The sequence below is a fragment of the Pseudoalteromonas sp. T1lg48 genome (assembly GCF_002964785.1).
Classification (GTDB): domain Bacteria; phylum Pseudomonadota; class Gammaproteobacteria; order Enterobacterales; family Alteromonadaceae; genus Pseudoalteromonas.
Genome location: NZ_PQCC01000004.1, coordinates 632909 through 652175 on the forward strand (window position 1 = coordinate 632909; position 19267 = coordinate 652175).

A 19267-nucleotide genomic window follows, 5' to 3' on the forward strand; every position below is an offset into this window, starting at 1 on the left:
TAAATTCAGATAGCTAATGCCCCCCCCCCGATTGCAGTCAGTGACTCGGCATCACAATAGGCGAAACACCGCCGGCTTTCAGGGAAAATTCAGCTTAAAACACGCAAAATATTAATACTTTTTACTTATTTTTAACCCTTTTGTACGAAAAAAACTAGTGGACTTCGAATTTGCGTCATACACTTTTTTTCATACTAAAAATTAATACTTTAGGCTTGAAATGCGCTCAAAATACAATGTCTTACTCTTGTCATTATTGATTAGTTGCGGTGCGCTAAACGCCGCACCAAGCACCCAACAAAAAGAACTAACCACGGCTTTTGCGGATTACACCATATTTAAGAATGCAGGTCCGGATACCGGCAAACAATGCCGTCCGCGTAAGCTCTGTGAAGAGCCTGTCGACCCGGCTCCAGAACCCGATCCGGAGCCGGAACCCGAGCCCGAACCTCAGCCACCGAGTGAAGGGTTTCTCAGTGCCGGCGCCAGTTATCAAATGCAGCTCCAAGGGGCACTCAATACCGAATACGCTGTCGATGCCTATGTCTTTGATCTGTTTGATGTCAGCGCTCAGACCATAGCCGAAATTAAAAGCAGCGGCGCCAAAGCGATTTGCTATTTCTCTGCCGGCACCCACGAAGAATGGCGCCCTGATGCCAATGATTTCGCCGCCGAAGCCATAGGCGCTCCGCTTGGCGACTGGCCCGGTGAGCACTGGCTGGACACCACCCATGAATCGGTGAAGGCGGTGATGTCTGCACGTATCGCCTTGGCTAAAAGCAAGGGTTGCGACGCCGTCGATCCGGATAATGTCGACGTACACACCCAGAAAAGCGGCTTTAGTATCAGTTATGAACAGCAGCTCAGCTATAACCGTTTTCTGGCAACTGCGGCCCATGATCAACAACTGGCGGTGGGTTTAAAGAATAATCTGAGCCAATTGGCGGACCTGCACAGCTACTATGACTTCGCTATCAACGAGTCATGCATTCGCTGGAATGAATGTGACATGCTACGTCCCTTTGTCGATGCCAACAAACCCGTATTTCACGTTGAATACCTGGGGGTGAGTGGTGTTGGTAGCCCCGAGTTTAGCGAGATGTGCGCCACTACCGACGCACTGGGCATTTACTCGGTCGTCCTGCCCCTTGAGCTGGACGACGCCTATCGCTTTAGTTGCAAAGAATAAACTAGCGACGGCGTAATTAGCTGTAATATTATTTTGTCCCCTCCCGAGGTAAATTGGTGGCCGTTGGAGGGGATGAAATGAACAAGAGAACCTATACATCACAGCGCTGCAAAGCCTCAAAGGCAGGAGTCACGAAGACTACGCCAAGCTGGTTTTTTGATCGACTGCACGCGACCCTAACACGGGCCTTGCTTTTGTATTATGCCATCCGCGGCGATAAGTGCACACTGATACATCGCCTCGCACTCGTTACAACTATGGCCTATACCCTCTTTCCTTACGATCTCTTGGCCGACACCAGCCCCATGCCAGGTTTACTCGACGATGCCTTGCTGCTCACGGCCGCGGCCATTTCCCTGCTCGGGTGCATCGACGCCAGAATTAAAATTATCGCCGGGCTTAAAGCCCACCAATTGCTGCTTAAGGCTCGCTCCCTCGTCTAGCTAGCGAGTGTCGCCGCTCGCTCATCCAACAAAGCCAGCAGGGAAGAGAAGATCACTCCACTGTGCCTTGTTAGGCCAATCTCACAGGTGCGGCTATTTGAATAACCCACCGAGCATCCCTTGGGTTTATTGGCGCTCACATGGCGCAGCGCGTGCTCATTTAACTGCGGATGAGTAAAGCCCTTATCGCCGGCAAATCCGCAACAACTGACCTCAGTGGTACTCACCTTGGAGCTCAACGCCCTGGCCAGGGTTAGCATGGCGACACCGCCATCTAAGTGCTGCGAGCTACAGGTAATGTGCAGCCACAGCGGCTCGCTGCTGGGTTCAATGGCCAGACGGGGTAGCAAGTATTCGCACGCAAAACCCATACTATCGAGCACCCGAGCGCCGCCCAGCTCCTGAGGCTGACTTTGTAGGGCACAGGGACTGGCGTCCATAACCACGGGCCAGCGTCCGCCCTCACTCAGCCGTGCTATGGTTTGTTGCAACTGCTGTTGTTTTTGCATCGCCACCTCACTTAAGCCACGACTTTGCCATGGCATGCCGCAGCATAACTCGGTGACCTCCTCGGGTATAACCAGGCTTAATCCCGCCTTGTCGCACAGCCTTTGCAGCCTTTGCTGTATACTCGGCCCGGCGGCGTTCGCAAAAATGCGGTTAGCGCAACTGGGCACATAAACCACTTTATCCCTGGCCTCGCCGCCATTGGCCTCGCCGCCATTGGCCTTGACGCGTCTCTGCTCGGTGTGTTGCGCCTCGGGCCAGGCGCTGTAGTAAAGTGGTGTACCGAAGCGCCTTTGTAATTGGGCACTAAAACCCTCAAGCCGCTGCGCACCCAGGAGTCTGGCGCTGAGATGAGCGCCGCGCACGCCCACTCGGGCTAAGGCACTGGTCATGGCAAAGTGGTTTGCCGTCCAATTGGCGATTTTAGTGATCACCGGCTTGGCGTTCATCTGCTTGACGCGCAATGATTTAATATAGGCTCCGGTGTCAATTCCTACCGGGCAGCGGGTGGCACACAAGCCTGTGGCGGCGCAGCTGTCGATGGCCAGATGTTGATAGCCCTGCTGCACCGCAAAGAGACGGCCAACGGCATCAGGATGCGTGGGTCGTTCATCAAGTAACTGCTGCTCGTGTCGTTTTAAGCTGATACGCTGGCGCGGCGTTAAGGTGTATTCCTTGGATGGGCACACCGGCTCACAAAAGCCACATTCGATGCATTTATCGATTTGTATATCGCTGGCGGGCATGGTTTTAACATGCTGGAGATGAGCGCGGGGATCCCCGTTGATGATCACGCCCGGGTTAAGAATCCCCTGCTTATCAAACAATTGCTTAATTTGCTGCATCACCGCGTAGCCTTCGTCGCCCCACTCGAGCGCGACAAAGGGAGCCATGTTGCGCCCGGTGCCATGCTCCGCCTTCAAAGAGCCTTTTAATTCAACCGCCACCAGGTGCGCCACATCGGCCATAAACTCATCATAGCGCTGGAGCTGCTCTGGGCTGTCAAAGGCCTGGGTAAAGACAAAATGCAGATTACCGGCCAGGGCATGGCCAAAAATAATGGCCTCGCTGTACCCGTGTTTATCAAACAATTGATGCAGCGCCTTAATGCCCCGGCTTAAATCCGCCAGCGCAAAGGCCACATCTTCGATGATCACCGTGGTCCCCGTTTCGCGCACCGCCCCCACCGCAGGGAAGGTGCCCTTACGCACATTCCATAGAGCCTGCGCCAGCTCGATATCATCGCTCAGGGGATAGTGATGCACGAGCTGCGATTGATATTGCGCCAAGATAGCATTCACCGCGTTATCAAGTTCGTCGAGGGCCTGCTGATTTTCACCGCTAATCTCTATTAATAAAGCGGTGGCCTCAGAGGGGAAATCGGCGACATTTTGTGGTATCACCGCATGCTGCTGCACCGAGAGTAGCGCCCGTTTATCGAGCATTTCTACGGCGGCGATGGGCAAGGCGCTCAGCTGTTCAATCAGCACACAAGCGCTATCCACATCCGCAAAGGTAAACAGTCCTGTGCGTTTAAAGGCGGGCTCAACGACCGTGTTATAGGTAATGTTGGCAATAAAGCCAAGAGTCCCTTCCGAGCCTATCATCAGGTGTTTGATGATCTCTATGCCGTCATGGTGATCCACCAGGGCATTAAGGCCATACCCCGTGGTATTTTTTAAGCGGTATTTATGCGCAATGCGAGTGCTTAACGCCTCGTTCTCGCGCACACGCTGCGCCAGTTGCTCAAGGGCGGTGAGCAAATCTTTGTGACTTTGTCGAAACGCCGCCTTGGAGTTTTTATCGGCGGTATCCAGATAGCTGCCATCGGCAAAGATAATCGCCATGTCTTTGAGGGTATGGTAGCTATTGTGTTTGACACCACAGCACATGCCCGAGGCATTATTGGCAGCAATACCACCTATTTTACAGCTGTTTATAGACGCCGGATCCGGGCCAATTTTCCGCCCATAGGGAGCCAAAATGCGATTCACCCGCGCACCGATTAACGAGGGCGACAGGCTGATCCAACTGCCGTCCTCGGCCACCTTATAGTCTTGCCAATCATCGCTCAGCAATACCAGCACACTGTCGCTAATAGCCTGCCCGGAAAGGCTTGTGCCAGCGGCCCTAAAGGTTATCGCCAACCGGTTTTCGGCAGCGCTTACCACCACCTTCTGAACCTGTTCGGCGCTTTTGACCAAGACCACGCACTGGGGAGTTAAGCGATAAAAGCTGGCGTCTGTGCCCAGGGCATAACGCAAGGCATAATCGGTGAGCACTTGCTCGCGACCAAGGACGGCGGTCATGGCATCAATGAAGGCTTCCATAGCCCTAGGAGACTCTGACATAATGAGGCAATAGCTGATACGTGATTGCCCTAGCATAGCTTGGAATAAAATATTATTAAACTCGTATTCGCAAATTAGGGGATACCCACAAAGAATAGAAGATGTTAGCTGAGAAATAGGCGAGTTTAAGGCCTTGTGTTTACGCCATTGCTCACTATAAAATCATGAATACTTTATTCCAAGGGAGCTCGCCATGATTTTCCGCCGCTTAACGAGTGCGTTGGCGCTTCGCCTGCAACCAAACAGACTAACCAAATTCGCCATTTTAGGATGTGTATTTATGAGTGCATCTAGCCTAGCCGCCCCAGCGCTGACGCTAAAACAGCAAATCGGCCAAAAACTCATGCTGGATTTTCGCTATTACTGTGAGGATAAGGATATTAACAGCGCCCGCTGTCGCACCCCCATGACCTCCTTACCCCAGCCTTTGGCCAAGCTCATTACAGAGCAGCAAATAGGCGGCGTGATCCTGTTCGCAGAAAACCTTGAAAGCAGCGAGCAAATGGTTAAGTTAACGCAACAGTTGCAACAGGCGGCGCAACAAAGCGAGCTTGGTGCTCCGCTGTTTATCAGCATAGATCAGGAAGGTGGTCGAGTAGCCCGGATCCCTCGGGATTTAGGCACGGCCATGACCGGTAATATGTCCATTGGCGCCACCTATGCGCGCCATGGCACCGACTTTGCCCGCCGCAGTGCCGAAATCATCGCCAGTGAACTGCGTGCCGTGGGCATTAACCTAAACTATGCCCCCACGGTCGATGTGAATATGAACCCGGATAACCCGGTGATCAATGTCCGTTCCTTCGGTGAAGACCCGCAACTTGTGGCCGAACTCGGCGGTGCTCAGGTCGACGCCTACCAGGAACAACAGGTAATAGCCGCATTAAAGCATTTTCCCGGTCATGGGGATACCAATGTAGACAGCCACACGGGTTTACCACGCGTAGCACATGATAAGGAGCAGGTGATGGCTCAAGATCTTGCCCCCTTTAAACGCATTATCGATGCCGGTCATGCGCCGGGGATGATCATGACCGCCCATATTCAATATCCGGCGCTGGACAACTCCACCTTTGTCAGCAAGGATGGCGATACCATGATCAAACCGGCCACCATGTCCCGAGCCATTATGACCGACTTGCTACGCAATGAACTCGGTTATAACGGTGTAACCATCACGGACGCCCTGGATATGGCCGGGATCAGTCACTTTTTTAGCGCCGAAGACGCCGTTATCAACACCTTTAAGGCCGGTGTGGATATTGCCCTGATGCCCATTGCCGTGCGTAACCAGGGAGATATCGCCAAACTTTCGGCGCTGATCGATGCCGTTGCCAAGGCGGTGCAAACGGGCGATCTGGATGCAGGTGAATTTAGCCAATCGGCAGCCCGGGTGATGGCGCTCAAGGCCAGCTATCAATTGCTGCCAGAACACCATAGGGATCTGGGCAAACAGCAGGCCCTGGCCAAACAAGTGCTTGGCAACGCCAAACACCGCGCCACTGAGGCGGAGCTTGCCAGCGCGGCAATAACAGATATCAAAAATGGCAAGCACACCGCTTCTCTGCTCAAGGGTGCCAAAAGCGTGGCCATTATTATGCCCGACACCCGCAAGTGCATGGCCCTGGAACAAGCGCTGAAGGGACAGCTCACCGACATCCAATTTCACTGCCTGAGCCTGCAAGGTCATGATCCTGCTAAGGCACAGGCGCTAATTAAAGAGGTTGATCTGGTTATTGCCGGTAATGCCAGCCCGGCACAAAGTGCCGTGGAAATTGGCGGTATGGATGACGGCGACGCCATTGCCCAGTTTGCCCTGAGTCAGGCGCAGCAGCCCGAAGCCTTAGAGCGCTTATTAAAGCAGGCGAAACAAACGCACAAGCCTACGGTATTTGTCAGTTTGCGCGCCCCCTACGACATCGCCCGTTTTGGCCACTATGCCGATGCTATACTGGCTACCTACGCCTATAACATAGACGTGGATGAGGGCGAGAAGGTACAAGGCCCTGCCTTTAGTGCCCTGGCCAAGGTGCTGCTCGGAGAGCAAACCCCACGCGGGCAATTACCTGTTACTATTAAGCAATAACTTAAGCGCTTGGGCTTTTCCGAGTGCACGAACCGATAAGGCGTATGAAAATGGATGCCAATGCCTCGCTACACACCCCCGCGGATATCCGCAAGTTGATCCGCGCCGGTGATTACACCGGCCATACCTCGGGCTTTGCACCGGGCTTTGTACAAGCAAACCTGGTAATTTTGCCGCAAAAATACGCCTATGACTTTTTGCGCTTTTGTCAGGCCAACCCCAAATCCTGTCCCTTGCTGGGACAAACCGAGACGGGTGCGGTGAGCCTCAAGGCGCTGGCTGAGGATCTGGATATACGCACCGACCTGCCAAAATATCGGGTGTTTGAGCAAGGACAGTTGGTCAGCGAGCCAACCCAGGTTAATGATATATGGCGCGATGATCTGGTGAGCTTTTTAATCGGCTGCTCCTTTTCCTTTGAGGAAGCGCTGTTAGCCGACGGCATTGAAATCCGCAACATCAGCGAACATAAAAATGTGCCCATGTATATCACCAATCAAGCCTGTACCGGCGCCGGGCCTTTTGTCGGCAACCAGGTGGTAAGCATGCGCCCAATGACACCCAAAGACGCCATTCGTGCTATCCAGATATGTAGTCGCTACCCCAGTGTACACGGCGCGCCGGTGCATTTTGGCGAGCCCGCTGCGATTGGCATTAAGGATATCAATCGCCCCGACTTCGGCGAGGCGGTGACCATCAACGACGGTGAGGTGCCTGTATTTTGGGCCTGTGGCGTTACTCCTCAGGTGGCCATCAGCAATGCCCGCCCGGACTTTTGCATTACCCATAGCCCCGGGCATATGCTGATACTCGACATCAAAAATACCTCATTGGCAACCTTGTAGGAGGCACCATGTTACTGAACTGTGATTTAGGCGAGAGTTTTGGTAGTTGGACCATGGGCGAAGATGAATTGGCCATGGCCCATATCGACTTGGCCAATATTGCCTGTGGCTTTCATGGCGGTGATCCCCTGGTGATGCAACGCACCCTGGCGCTGGCCAAGCAACACGGGGTACATATTGGAGCTCACCCCAGCTACCCAGATCGGCAAGGCTTTGGCCGTCGCTCCATGGTGCTGAGCCCCACCGAGCTTATTGCCGATCTGCACTATCAAATCGCCGCCCTGGCCGGCATGGCCAAGGTACAAGGGCTGCGGCTGGAATATGTTAAACCCCATGGCGCCCTGTATAACGATATGATGGCCAAGGAGCAGATTTTTGTCTGTGTGCTGCAAGCCGTGGCTCAATACGACCCAAGCCTCAAATTGATGATTTTGGCGGGCAACAACTCCGAAAACTACCGTGAATTGGCCGATAAACAAGGCGTGAGCCTATTGTTTGAAGCCTTTGCCGATCGTCGTTACACCGATGCCGGCACCCTGATGCCGCGCAACCAGGCCGGTAGCGTGTTAACCAAAACCGAAATGTTAGCGCAGGTGCAACAACTGGTCAGTGACAGAACGGTGCAAACCGATGGCGGCAACACCTTGGCATTAAAAGCCGACACCCTGTGTGTCCACGGCGACAACCTGGAAGCGGTGAACGCCATTATCGAGATCCGCGCCTTATGTGTCCGCTAAACCCCGAGTTGCAGCTCAGTCGCCGCATCGAAGATCTCCTGGTAGCCCGAAATCTACGCGGCATGGCGCAGATACAACCGGCCTTGCAGCCAGGTTATGTGTATCGCAGCGCCCAGGCGCTGTATCAGGCCGAAGGCAAAATTCTGATCGGCACCGGCTTTTGGGTTGCCGGCACCTTTGAAACCGATGGCCCGGTTGGCGCCATTGCCCTGTATTTAGCACTGCAAAAGCTAGGTAAAGATCCGCTGCTGGTCTGTGGCAACCCCCTTTACAGCAAGCTGGCCGAAGATTTTAATTGTTTTGAGTTGCCCATCCACAATCTGACGCAGGCACAGTCTCTGGCCCAGCAGTATTTCGCCACCGAGCAGGTAGGCTGTGTGCTGTCCATAGAACGCCCGGGGCTCAATCAAGGCGGCGGCTATTGCAATATGCGCGGCGAGGATATTAGCCAAGGCTGTGCCAGTTTCGATCCCTTTGTCGAAACCGCACCGTGCCCCAGCATTGCTATCGGCGATGGCGGTAATGAAATCGGCATGGGTAAAGTGGCGTCGGCACTAAGCCAGTTGGCCATTACCCCCAGCGTGACCAGCTGCGATGAGTTGATTATTGCCGATGTCTCTAACTGGGGCGCCTATGGCTTAATCGCCTTTTTTTCCCTGTGGCAACGAGAAGACATGCTCGCAGCCATTGACCCGCAGCATTGGTTGGCGTATTTAAGCAAGCATGGCAGCGTCGATGGCGTCACCAAACGCAACGAGGCCACCGAAGACAGCCTGGATGCCACTCACGGGCAAGCTGTGATCACAGAATTACGACGGTTAACGGGCTTTTTGCCCACTGAATGAGGAAACACAATGAGCCAAGTGTATTTAAATGGCGACTATATGGCCCCCGAGGAGGCGAAGATCTCGCCCATGGATCGCGGCTTTCTCTTTGGCGATGGCATCTATGAGGTGATCCCCGCCTATCATGGCAAAATGCTTGGTTTTAATGCTCATATCGAGCGCATGCAACAGGGCCTGGCCGCCATCGAAATCGCCCTTGATTACAGCACCGCGCAATGGCGAGAGATCTGCGAGACACTGTTAAGCACAAACCCCGGACCAAACCAGGGCATCTATCTGCACGTGAGCCGAGGCACCGACAGCAAACGTAATCACGCCTACCCCAGCGGCGTCGCTCCCACGGTATTTGCGTTTTGCTTTACCCTGGCCGGCGAGCCCAGCAACGATGCCGATACGGCTACCAGCTACGAGGTCTCCCTGGAACAAGACCGACGTTGGCAACGCTGTAATATCAAGTCCACCGCCCTGCTCGGAAATGTGATGCACTATCAAAGTGGCGCCCGTGCCGGTAACAAGGAAACCATTTTATTCAACGCCCTGGGTGAGATCACCGAGGCCAGCTCCAGTAATGTCTTTATCGTTAAGGATGGGGTGATTGCCACGCCACCGCTGGACACACAGATTCTTCCGGGGATCACCCGCTGGTTAATCTTACAAATCGTACACAGCCATAGCGAACTGCATATTGAGGAGCGGATCATTACCAAGGACGAGCTGCTGAGCGCCGATGAAGTGTGGATCACCTCGGCCACCAAAGAAGTGGGGCCGGTGCTTAAGGTCGACGGTAAACAAATAGGCAAAGGCCGACCCGGACCCATGTGGCAACGAGTGCAAGGCCTCTTTAGCCAGCACAAATTCGATTATTAAGATTAAGTAACCAAGATAAACCGCCGCTTCAACCCGGCGGTTTTTTTATGCTCCGCGGTGCCCCCAACAAGATGGCAACATGACAGACACAAATGGCCATAAAGGCACTCAGCCCCAATGCGCCCCCATAACCATTGAGCTTAGGCACCAGGTATTGAAATAAAGGCGCAAAAATAATGGCCGAGCTGATCAGGGTATAAAAACCGAAACGATGGGGGGCGCTCATACCGATAAAGGTGCCCCCGAAAAATACCAAGGCATAGAGGTCGGGATTATCGCTAAACAACCATAGCAGGCCGTAGGCACATATGGCCGATAAAGCCGAAGCACGTATGGCATCAAAACGCCGACGTTGCGCCAACATATAGGTGCTTAGGGTGCCAAGCAGCGCCAGCAGAACAAACGCCAGGGTTACCATAGGCCCTCCCGGGTGAGCATAAACAGCGCCACGCTGACAAAGGCCACACCACCGAGTTTACCACCAAAGCCGGTAAACATATTTAAGGTCAGTGCATATAAAGAGGCACCGATAAAGGCCAGCAGCCCCAGTTGCCAATAACCTGTGATCAGCTCCGCCGAACACATGCCGGCAAAGCTACCGGCATAAACGGCCCCCCGTGGATGTGAGCCAAAGGCCTGAGTAAGGGGTATAAAGCTGCCCAACAAGCCGGTGACACTGGCCGCCAACACCACGGGCACGGCAAATTGCGCATGCAATACAAAGCACAGCGTACAACCAACTAAAAAGGCCAGATATTTAACAAAGAAGAATTTAACCATAGGCCTGATATGGTAAATAACTTTAGGCTTCGATGGTATCTATTTTCCCATTCGTATTCTCACCGATGCGTGTGTCAGGCAACACATTGGCGTCCTTCCAGCGACGCGCTAATGAAGGGGTTTAGAATGAACCTAAAGTAAAACGCAAAGATAATCAGACCCAAGATACGGTAAAAACTGGCATCGTCTCCAGTGCTAGCGTTACAATCTTGGTCGTTAACGCACATCAACATCAAGGAACAACATTGAAAATCTCTATTTTGGCCTCAGCCCTGGCGTTACTAAGCACATCGGCGCTGGCAGCAACGGTTAGCAGCGACAAAGATGCCGTGGCGCAGTACGCTCTCTCCCAGTACCAAGAAGCACAAATTCATACCCTGGAAAACCTGGTGTCTTTTCCCACCGTCAATACCGGCGACATCAAAGCGCCAAACAACCCGGTCTTTATCGGTTTCAAATCCTACTTAAAATTGAAGGCGGAACAATTTGGATTCGACTATCAGGATTTCGGCTACACGGTGCTCATTGGCATGGGTGAGCAACGCGACAAGGTGACCATAGTGACTCATGGCGACGTGCAGCCAGCCGATGCCAGCAAATGGGCAAAGAGCCCGTTTGAGCTTGATAAAACCACCGAGCCAGGCAAGCTTATCGCTCGTGGCAGTGAAGACGACAAGGGCGCCATTGCCACCGCTTTATATGCCATGAAAGCCATAAAAGACAAGGACATAGAGCTTGATAACCGTATCGAGCTGATGGTTTACCTGGCTGAGGAGTCGGACTGGGGTCCGATCCGTGAGTTTATGACAACCTATGAGCAGCCCAAATATGCGGTCACCATAGACGCCAGCTACCCGGTGGTGGTGGCGGAAAAAGGCTGGAGCCTGATTGCCCCCACCTTTAGCGGCGCCAATCCAAACGACGGCTTGTATGCATCAAATCTTAAAGGCGGTGCCTTTGTCAGCCAAATTCCCGAAGACGCCAGTGTCATTGTGCATAACGCCGACGATCAGACTAAAAACCTACTACAGCGCAATATCAGCGCCCTACAAGGCGTTAAAGTGTCCATGGTCGAGCAAGAAGACGGCCTGCATATTAGGGTAAAAGGCACGTCGGCACACTCATCGGAGCCGGAAGCGGGCGTTAACGCCATTGCTCATCTAGCCGCCATATTTGACGACGTAGCCCTGGCTAAGAACAGCGATGGTCAGGCATTGATGTTTATTAACGAATTGATTGGCCTGGGCTTATACGGTAAGCAATTCGGAGATATCGCCTACGAGCACGATTTTATGGGTCCGATGACGGTGGCGCCTACGCTGCTAAGCCGCGACGAGCAAAGCAACGACATCACCTTGTCGGTGAACCTACGCCGTCCCATGGGCAAAGATGAAGCGCTTTTGGCCCAGCAAATCGATACTGCTCTAAAGACGTGGCAACAACAACACCAGGTGACCTTAAGCAATGTGGAAGTGGAAATAGGCACCCCCATGCTGCTTGATAATGCCCCCCATGCCCAGGCGCTGCTGGATATTTTTAAACACTACACCGGCGATCAGGATGCCTCCTTTGTCTCCATAGGCGGCGGAACCAATGCCAAGCTGTTCGACAATGCCGTTTCCTTCGGCCCGTCAATGCCAGGCAAGCCCTACACCGGCCACTCGGAGCATGAGTTTATTACCGAGGAGCAACTGGCACTCAACCTGAAAATGTACACCGCCATGATGCTTACTCTAGGCAAGATGTAACCACAAAAAAGCCCACAAATGTGGGCTTTTTTATACGCATTTTCGTCAATAACACGCTGTTATTCTTGGCCAACAGGCCCCTTATTAATAAGCGTCAGCGCTTCGTTGACATCAAAGATCTTTCCACGCACCTCATCAATACCCATTTTCTGCAAACGCGCGCTGTGCATTTCTAGATAATTCTTGGCGCTGGTTTCGTCCACAAACAAGTAGATGCCGCCGCCTAACTGCTCTAGCTCACTTTCGGTCCAAATTTTCCAGATCATGCCCGGCTCATTATTAATAGATTTAGCCAGTTCAACCAGCTGATCCGTCATTTGCTGTCCATACGGGCCATTATATTGAAAGTCGACTTGCAGCAATTTTGCCATTCCAATGTCTCCATAACTGAATGCTTTATTAACTAATGGCGCATTTTCACCTATAAGAAATAGAAACAAAAGCCCGAGCCACTGGACCCACTCATCCGCTGTAAGCTTTGTTGGACAATCCCCTGTACATAGAGGATATAAGGTTGTTTTATAACCAAATTAGATTAACAATGGCGTTATGATGTCATGCTCAAATAGTAAGCAAGGAAAGCCATGAAAAAAACGACTTTGACCCTGGGGATGCTGGCTTTGGGAGGCCTTCTGGCCTATTTTTTTCTGCCGTCGGCGGATAAGCAACAAGCAATGCAGATAACTGAGGTTTCCGAAGAGAAAAATACGCAACAACAAAATGCTTCCCAAGGACAAAAGAAGCCCACAAAGCGCTATGTTCCTGAGCCCTTTCCCGAGCAAACCCTGGATAGCGAGCTGTGTGAGAACTTAAAAGAGCTCTTTAATCAGCATCATTTTCAAAATCGTCAGCAGCTGGAGCTATTAGCCGCCCGCGCCTTAAAACAAGGCCATAGCCTGGACGATATTAGCCTAGCGCTGTGGGCCGCTGGCATGGATGCCAGAGCGCTTGTCTATTGGCACAATAGCACCGCAGCCTTGCAGGCAAGCCTCAAGCAGCGCACGGCCATTAAAAGTTACATTCAAAAAAATATCCCTGCCAACCCTCAAACGGAAGTTGAGACGGCCCAGGCCAGGGCCATGGCGTCTTTTATCGAGCGTCTTGACGAACTGCCGATGCAAATGCAGCAAGATAAACGCTTGCCTTCAAGCTTTCACATGGACTATCTCTACAGAAACACCTTAGCTCAACAAGGCCTGGAGGAGCTGATAATCGGTAATGTGCCGGCCTATGAGCTGGCGCAAAAAGTCAAAGACCTTATTTATGACGTGGACACCACCTTGGTGAACGACCCACAACTCACCCCGCTTAAAATTCCTTTCACTTCCTTGTTGATGCTGGGAAAAACCGAAGCGGCGGCCATGCTCAGTGAGCAATACCCTCTGGCTTTTCGCAATGATTCTCTGTTTATCAGTGACATGCAGCAGGTGGTGCTTGAACATATAGAAGCCTTTGGCAGCACATTGACCGACGCAGACGCCCTATCGCGACTGATTCAAGGCACACAGCTGGGGAGCAAACGCTACTATTATCACCGCCAGGGGCAACTGGCCATAGAGCGCGCTCCGAGCATATTAAGGCAATTGGGTATTCATATCGATATACACCCTTTAACCGAGCTACCAAGGGATAATGGCAGCACGCCATTAACGTTTGCAGCCCCCGATGCCTTGGATGCGCAGCAACAGGTGCAATTAGAGGCCTGCTCAGCGCGAAACACATGGTTTGAAGAACGAGAAAAGCCCATAAAGCAATGGCAAGAGTTCACCGACTCAGAGTTTGTTGAAGCGGTTACCCAATCGCCCGAATTTGACTACTGCCAAAGCCATAATGACAAGGAGATGGAGCTGTTTATCAATGACTCGGCGGCCCTGTTGATGAGCCTGGCGCAAAACAAACCCCTGTCCGAGCTGATGCGCCTGGAGCTGGATAATCTTAATTTGCCGCCCCTGTCCGAGCAGCAAAAAGCAGCCATGGGGATGTTTATCTCATCGATGGCGGTGCTTGATAACAAGCTTGCGCAGCAGGAGATAGTCAATAAACTCAGTAACGCCGGGTTGGCCCCCAGTATTGAAGCCTATCAGGTACTGACACAGTTTGCCGGCAGTAAAGAGCTGACCCTGTGGCTAAAGACCTTCTCTCATATCCCGGAGCAAACGGCCTTAGAGCTGGCCAACGCGGTCGCCGCCAAGGGGCATATAGCGCAATATAAACTGCTTGAGCCTTACTTGGGTGCAACTAATGGTGAGCGCTTAGACCCGCTGTATTTTGTGCTTAAAAACTATCGCTTAGATCACTATCTGCCGCCCGAGTCGGGAACCGAGAGACCTATCAATTACCGCCGATTTTTAGAGCACCTGAGGGATAACGGCGCCGAGATACGACCTCACCACCGTCGCCTAATGATGAAAAACAGGTTTGAGCAGCCCGAAATATACCAGCATTTAATCACCCTACTGCCAGAGCTGGCGGTGAATAACAGTGACGGCTATTTCGCCGTCAGCTGCCAATAGTAAAACGAGTTAATAATAGCGAGGCTGATTCAATCAGTCCCGCTAAAGCTCGGTGACTTTAATGCGAATTTGGCCGTTGTTGCCCGCCGGGATCACCTCGTTTTCCACCACTTTTCGGCGGCGATTAACGCTGTTTTCATGACCCACAAGCACATATTTTTTCTCTACTACGGGCGTGTCGACCACTAAGGGCAGGTCAATGGTCTCGGGCAACTGCTCGGAGTCGAGCAAATAGGTGGCTTTGCCGACAATATCCACGTCTTCGTCGTCGCCAATTACGTCGATGACCGATTTACCCACTGTATTGGTGATCTTACCCACATAGGCGCTGCCAAAACCGCCGGTAAAAATGCCCAGGGTCGAGCCGAGGATGCTGTTTAACAGCTTTTTAAATGACGCCTGAGCCTGGGAGTCCTTATCGACGCTGCAGGCCTCGATAGAAAGCTGGGCCTTGCCCCTCAGTGGCGTTTTAAACAAAATCGCCTTATCGAAGTCGCTGTCCCAGTCGGTCGGCAGGTCGTCGGTCGACAGCAGGGTTTTCACCGATTCGATGGCCGAAATTCCTTCCGCCGGATAGCTCAGCACAAAGCGAAACAAGTTAATGTCTTCGGCACCGTCCATGGGGCCACGTTTGTGTAGCATGAGTTCGGCAATAGACAGCTGTATAACCTTCTTTTCCATAATTTCCCTGCGTAAATAAGCTAATGAATAACCGCTAAAAGCCTATATGAGCGCCGGGCAATATGCCAGCCAATTAAGAAATTAAGCAGAAAAAGCAATTAGTTAGGATAATCACCAAGCCGCTTAACGCCGAGTTTTATCAGGTGGAGGTCGGCATCAAGCAGGCATTGCGTGGCAGCAACGGCTATTTGGCGGCCGGCTGTGAATCGTCGAATTTATTTTTATGGATATCGCGTGTCAGTAAACGGGTGGAATTACTCTTCTGATGCCGAATTCTCTTGTTGCTCTAACTTTTCGCGCTCGGCTTTTGAGATATAGGCAGGTTTATTGCTTTTGTGCAATTTGGCATTCGCGCGCTTGTCTTTGGCTTTAAGCTTGGTGAAAATTTTCTTTTTACGGTTCATTGTTTCGATGCGTGGTTTCGATATGTGATTGATGACGTCGCCTTGCATTATACCCTGCAATTGGCGTTTACACCGACATGTTTTCAGTCACAAACTCATTCGCTAACATAGCCAACAAAAAAGCGAACCACTGAGGTTCGCTTTTTTGTTTTTAATTCAACGCCTTACTCTGGGCGGTAAACTAATTCAGACTAGCCTTTGTTAAACAACTCACCACGGGCTTTGTGTAGCTTTTTATAGCTGTCGATCAAACGCAGGTGCTTGTCCAAGCCCTCTAGCTTCATATTGGTTGGGGTTAGGCCATAGAAACGCACCTCACCGCTGACCAAGCCCACAGCGTTTTCCATGGTTTCTTTGCCAAACATGCGTGAGAAGTTATGGATAAAGTCGGCCAACTCCATCTCTTCATCCAGGGTTACTTCAAGCACCGCGTTCACGGCTTGATAGAACAAGCCACGCTCAACCGTGTTGTCGTTGTATTGTAAGAAGTCACCCACCAGCTCGATGGCCTCTTCCAACTCGCCCAGTGCCAGGTAAATCAGAATCTTAAGTTCAAGAATGGTCAACTGTCCCCACACGGTGTTTTCATCAAACTCAACACCGATGAGGGTGATGATGTCGATGTAGTTATCCAGCTGACTTTCTTCCAAACGCTCTACCAAGGCGGCCAGTGCATCGTCCGATAGCGAGTGCAGATTCAAGATATCTTCACGGTATTGCAGTGCCTTGTTGGTGTTATCCCAAATCAGGTCTTCCACCGGGTATACTTCTGAAAAGTCCGGCACAAGAATACGACATGCGCTGCCGATTTCTGTAAATTCAGCAATATATGCCTCTTTACCCAGCGCCTTTAAAATGCCAAACAAGGCGTCGCTTTCTTCTTCGTTAGTGCCCGAGAAATCCCATTCGACAAAATCGTAATCCGCTTTCGCGCTGAAGAAACGCCATGAGATCACACCGGTTGAGTCAATAAAGTGCTCAACGAAGTTTTCCGGCTCAGACACGGCCATTGAGTTAAACGTTGGCTTCGGCACATCGTTCAGGCCTTCGAAGCTACGACCTTGCAGCAACTCTGTGAGGCTGCGCTCTAACGCAACTTCCAGGCTTGGATGCGCACCGAATGAGGCAAATACCCCACCGGTTCTTGGGTTCATCAGGGTCACACACATAACTGGGAATTGACCACCCAGTGACGCGTCCTTAACAACAATCGGGAAGCCCTGCTCTTCGAGCTTTTCGATACCCTCAACAATGTCCGGGTACTTGGCCAGCACCTCTTGTGGTACGTCCGGCAGCACAATTTCTTGCTCTATAATCTGGCGTTTAATCGCGCGCTCGAAGATTTCAGACAAACACTGAACTTTCGCCTCGTTGAGGTTATTCCCCGCACTCATACCGTTACTCAAGAACAAGTTCTCGATCAGGTTTTGCGGGAAGTAAACCGTTTCGCCGTCTGAGTGGCGCGTATATGGAATCGAACACACACCACGGTCAACACGGCCCGAGTTGGTATCAACCAAATGCGATGCCTGCAGTTCACCGTCCGGGTTGTAAATCTCTAAACAGTAGTCGTCTAAGATCCCCTCTGGCAGGGCATCGTCTGCACCCGCTTGGAACCACTTTTCATTGGGGTAATGGACGAAGTCGCTGTGTGCGATCTCTTCACCCAGGTACTGATCGTTGTAGAAGAAGTTGCAGCTTAGGCGCTCGATAAACTCACCCAGTGCGGAGCAAAGGGCACTTTCTTTGGTTGCGCCTTTACCGTTAGTGAAACACATGGGTGAAGCCGCATCACGGATGTGCAAAGACCATACATGCGGAACGATATTGCGCCACGACGCCACTTCAATCTTCATCCCCAAATCGGCCAGCATGGCGGTCATGTTCTGGATTGTTTGCTCAAGCGGTAAGTCTTTACCCAAAATGTAGGTGCTGTGATCAAGGTCGGCCTCCACCATCAGCATGGCTTGGGCATCTTCGTCGATATTCTCTACCGGATCGATTTGGAACTCAGGTCCTGTTTGCACCACGCGCTTAACCGTACAACGCTCGATTGAGCGCAAAATACCTTGGCGGTCTTTGTCAGAAATACTCTCTGGTAACTCAACCTGAATTTTAAAGATCTGATTGTAGCGATCTTCCGGATCTATGATGTTGTTTTGCGAAATGCGAATACCATCGGTTGGAATTTCTCGACTGTTGCAATACACCTTCACAAAGTAAGCTGCGCACAAAGCCGATGATGCCAGAAAGTAATCAAACGGGCTGGGTGCAGAGCCATCGCCTTTATAACGTATCGGCTGATCGGCAATCACGGTGAAGTCATCAAACTTGGCTTCAAGTCTGAGGTTATCGAGAAAATTAACTTTAATTTCCATGTGTTATCGGTACTCTAAAAATCGCAATGACCGAGCTTGCCAGCGCTGCTAAGCAGACTGGGTGGCAATATCGGTCAATCTAATGAATTTAATGTTCCAATTATCGTCTTTTTGCGTGCAATCGTCTTGGTTTATTTTGGAATTATATAAATCAAAACTAAAAAGAGACCTTGGATTCGGTGCTAGCGAGTAGTCACTCACTAGCAATATAAAGTGGGGTTTACTTTTCTACCGGCTCAAAGCGTAAAGACATCAAGCCTAAATCGCGCACCAGTACGTCACCGTCTTCTATCAACCAGGTTTGTTCTTCATTACCCGATTTAAACACCAGGTAGTCACCCGATTTAAGCTCACGCACAAAGATTTCGTCAAACTCGGTGCGCTGACCATCCGCTTCGATAAAGTTCTCGCCGATGTAGATTTTTTTCGCGCCTGCCAGTTCCGACAAGGCATTAAATACCTTGTTGTCAGAGGTGCTGACATAGTGCCCTTCATACCCATGGCCACCACAGCCAAACATAAATAATGAGGTTAAAACGATGAGGGTATATTTGAAGTACTGCATATCTGTCGCTCGATTTTGTAAAACATAGTCCCCGCTAAAGGGGCGGTTAATTTTACATCATCTCGGATGCGATACCAATACGTAAAAAAAGGGCCGCTTGTGCGGCCATAGGGTCTGTTTATCTTTGCGGTTTACTTTATGTTCAATCTAAACGCATTCTGATCACGACGCTCGTTATGATGCATAGTCATTCTATGTTCATAGCGAGTAACACAGAGCAGGATGCGTTTAGATGAACCCGTAGGGCAGCGCTTGTAGCGCATTTCTACTGTGTTGTTACATGTTTATGTAGAATAACTACACCACACATGTGCCGCCTTGTATAAAT

General features: G+C 51.4%; 17 protein-coding genes. 9 read left to right on the plus strand and 8 right to left on the minus strand.

Annotated features, from left to right (window positions below; translation table 11 throughout):
• Window positions 1-220: 220 nt before the first annotated feature.
• Together C2M29_RS08230 and C2M29_RS08235 are read left to right on the plus strand one after the other, a co-directional pair.
• Entirely contained in the window at window positions 221-1189 is a 969-nt protein-coding gene (locus tag C2M29_RS08230) for an endo alpha-1,4 polygalactosaminidase (RefSeq protein WP_105189290.1), read from the plus strand.
• A gap of 77 nt (window positions 1190-1266) precedes the next feature.
• Window positions 1267-1632 (plus strand): DUF1232 domain-containing protein, encoded by a 366-nt coding sequence (locus C2M29_RS08235; protein ID WP_105189291.1) that lies wholly within the window; start codon window positions 1267-1269, stop codon window positions 1630-1632.
• Here the strand turns inward: C2M29_RS08235 and C2M29_RS08240 are convergent.
• Entirely contained in the window at window positions 1629-4469 is a 2841-nt protein-coding gene (locus tag C2M29_RS08240) for an FAD-binding and (Fe-S)-binding domain-containing protein (protein WP_199774871.1), read from the minus strand. The two genes, C2M29_RS08235 and C2M29_RS08240, sit on opposite strands and share 4 nt — an antisense overlap.
• Window positions 4470-4770: 301 nt before the next feature.
• On the opposite strand from C2M29_RS08240, the gene C2M29_RS08245 reads away from it, so the two are divergent.
• From C2M29_RS08245 to C2M29_RS08265, 5 genes are read left to right on the plus strand one after another with little or no spacing between them, the layout of a single operon-like run.
• A complete protein-coding gene (locus C2M29_RS08245) occupies window positions 4771-6576 on the plus strand; it encodes a glycoside hydrolase family 3 protein (protein ID WP_105189346.1) in 1806 nt (601 codons plus the stop codon).
• Between the two features lie 50 nt (window positions 6577-6626).
• A complete protein-coding gene (locus tag C2M29_RS08250) occupies window positions 6627-7421 on the plus strand; it encodes a putative hydro-lyase (RefSeq protein WP_105189293.1) in 795 nt (264 codons plus the stop codon).
• 8 nt (window positions 7422-7429) lie between these two features.
• Window positions 7430-8158 (plus strand): 5-oxoprolinase subunit PxpA, encoded by a 729-nt coding sequence (locus C2M29_RS08255; RefSeq protein ID WP_105189294.1) that lies wholly within the window; start codon window positions 7430-7432, stop codon window positions 8156-8158.
• Window positions 8146-9003 carry a glutamate cyclase domain-containing protein gene (locus tag C2M29_RS08260; protein WP_105189295.1) on the plus strand — a complete coding sequence of 286 codons (858 nt, stop codon included), beginning with the start codon at window positions 8146-8148 and terminating at the stop codon, window positions 9001-9003. The genes C2M29_RS08255 and C2M29_RS08260 overlap by 13 nt, the downstream gene beginning before the upstream one ends.
• A 9-nt stretch (window positions 9004-9012) precedes the next feature.
• Window positions 9013-9870, plus strand: a complete 858-nt coding sequence (locus C2M29_RS08265; RefSeq protein ID WP_105189296.1) for an aminotransferase class IV — start codon at window positions 9013-9015, stop codon at window positions 9868-9870.
• Window positions 9871-9898: 28 nt separating this feature from the next.
• On the opposite strand, the gene C2M29_RS08270 is transcribed toward C2M29_RS08265, so the two are convergent.
• Together C2M29_RS08270 and C2M29_RS08275 are read right to left on the minus strand one after the other, a co-directional pair.
• On the minus strand, window positions 9899-10288 hold the full coding sequence (locus C2M29_RS08270; RefSeq protein ID WP_105189297.1) for a hypothetical protein: 390 nt from the start codon (window positions 10286-10288) through the stop codon (window positions 9899-9901).
• A complete protein-coding gene (locus C2M29_RS08275) occupies window positions 10282-10650 on the minus strand; it encodes a hypothetical protein (RefSeq protein ID WP_199774872.1) in 369 nt (122 codons plus the stop codon). Before C2M29_RS08275 ends, C2M29_RS08270 begins: the two co-directional genes overlap by 7 nt.
• Before the next feature lie 251 nt (window positions 10651-10901).
• Here C2M29_RS08275 and C2M29_RS08280 point away from each other — a divergent pair, with 251 nt between their 5' ends.
• On the plus strand, window positions 10902-12398 hold the full coding sequence (locus tag C2M29_RS08280; protein WP_442792545.1) for a dipeptidase: 1497 nt from the start codon (window positions 10902-10904) through the stop codon (window positions 12396-12398).
• A 59-nt stretch (window positions 12399-12457) separates the two neighbouring features.
• Here the strand turns inward: C2M29_RS08280 and C2M29_RS08285 are convergent, their stop codons facing one another.
• Window positions 12458-12769 carry a monooxygenase gene (locus C2M29_RS08285; RefSeq protein ID WP_105189299.1) on the minus strand — a complete coding sequence of 104 codons (312 nt, stop codon included), beginning with the start codon at window positions 12767-12769 and terminating at the stop codon, window positions 12458-12460.
• A gap of 213 nt (window positions 12770-12982) precedes the next feature.
• Here C2M29_RS08285 and C2M29_RS08290 point away from each other — a divergent pair, with 213 nt between their 5' ends.
• Window positions 12983-14911, plus strand: a complete 1929-nt coding sequence (locus tag C2M29_RS08290; RefSeq protein WP_105189300.1) for a hypothetical protein — start codon at window positions 12983-12985, stop codon at window positions 14909-14911.
• Window positions 14912-14953: 42 nt separating this feature from the next.
• Here the strand turns inward: C2M29_RS08290 and C2M29_RS08295 are convergent, their stop codons facing one another.
• From C2M29_RS08295 to C2M29_RS08310, 4 genes are all read right to left on the minus strand, one after another.
• Window positions 14954-15592: a hypothetical protein gene (locus C2M29_RS08295; protein WP_105189301.1), complete on the minus strand. Its 639-nt coding sequence runs from the start codon at window positions 15590-15592 to the stop codon at window positions 14954-14956.
• Between the two features lie 254 nt (window positions 15593-15846).
• On the minus strand, window positions 15847-15996 hold the full coding sequence (locus C2M29_RS08300; protein WP_105189348.1) for a DUF2986 domain-containing protein: 150 nt from the start codon (window positions 15994-15996) through the stop codon (window positions 15847-15849).
• 191 nt (window positions 15997-16187) lie between these two features.
• Entirely contained in the window at window positions 16188-18374 is a 2187-nt protein-coding gene (locus C2M29_RS08305; RefSeq protein WP_105189302.1) for an OsmC domain/YcaO domain-containing protein, read from the minus strand.
• Window positions 18375-18594: 220 nt separating this feature from the next.
• A complete protein-coding gene (locus C2M29_RS08310; RefSeq protein WP_105189303.1) occupies window positions 18595-18939 on the minus strand; it encodes a hypothetical protein in 345 nt (114 codons plus the stop codon).
• Window positions 18940-19267 lie beyond the last annotated feature (328 nt).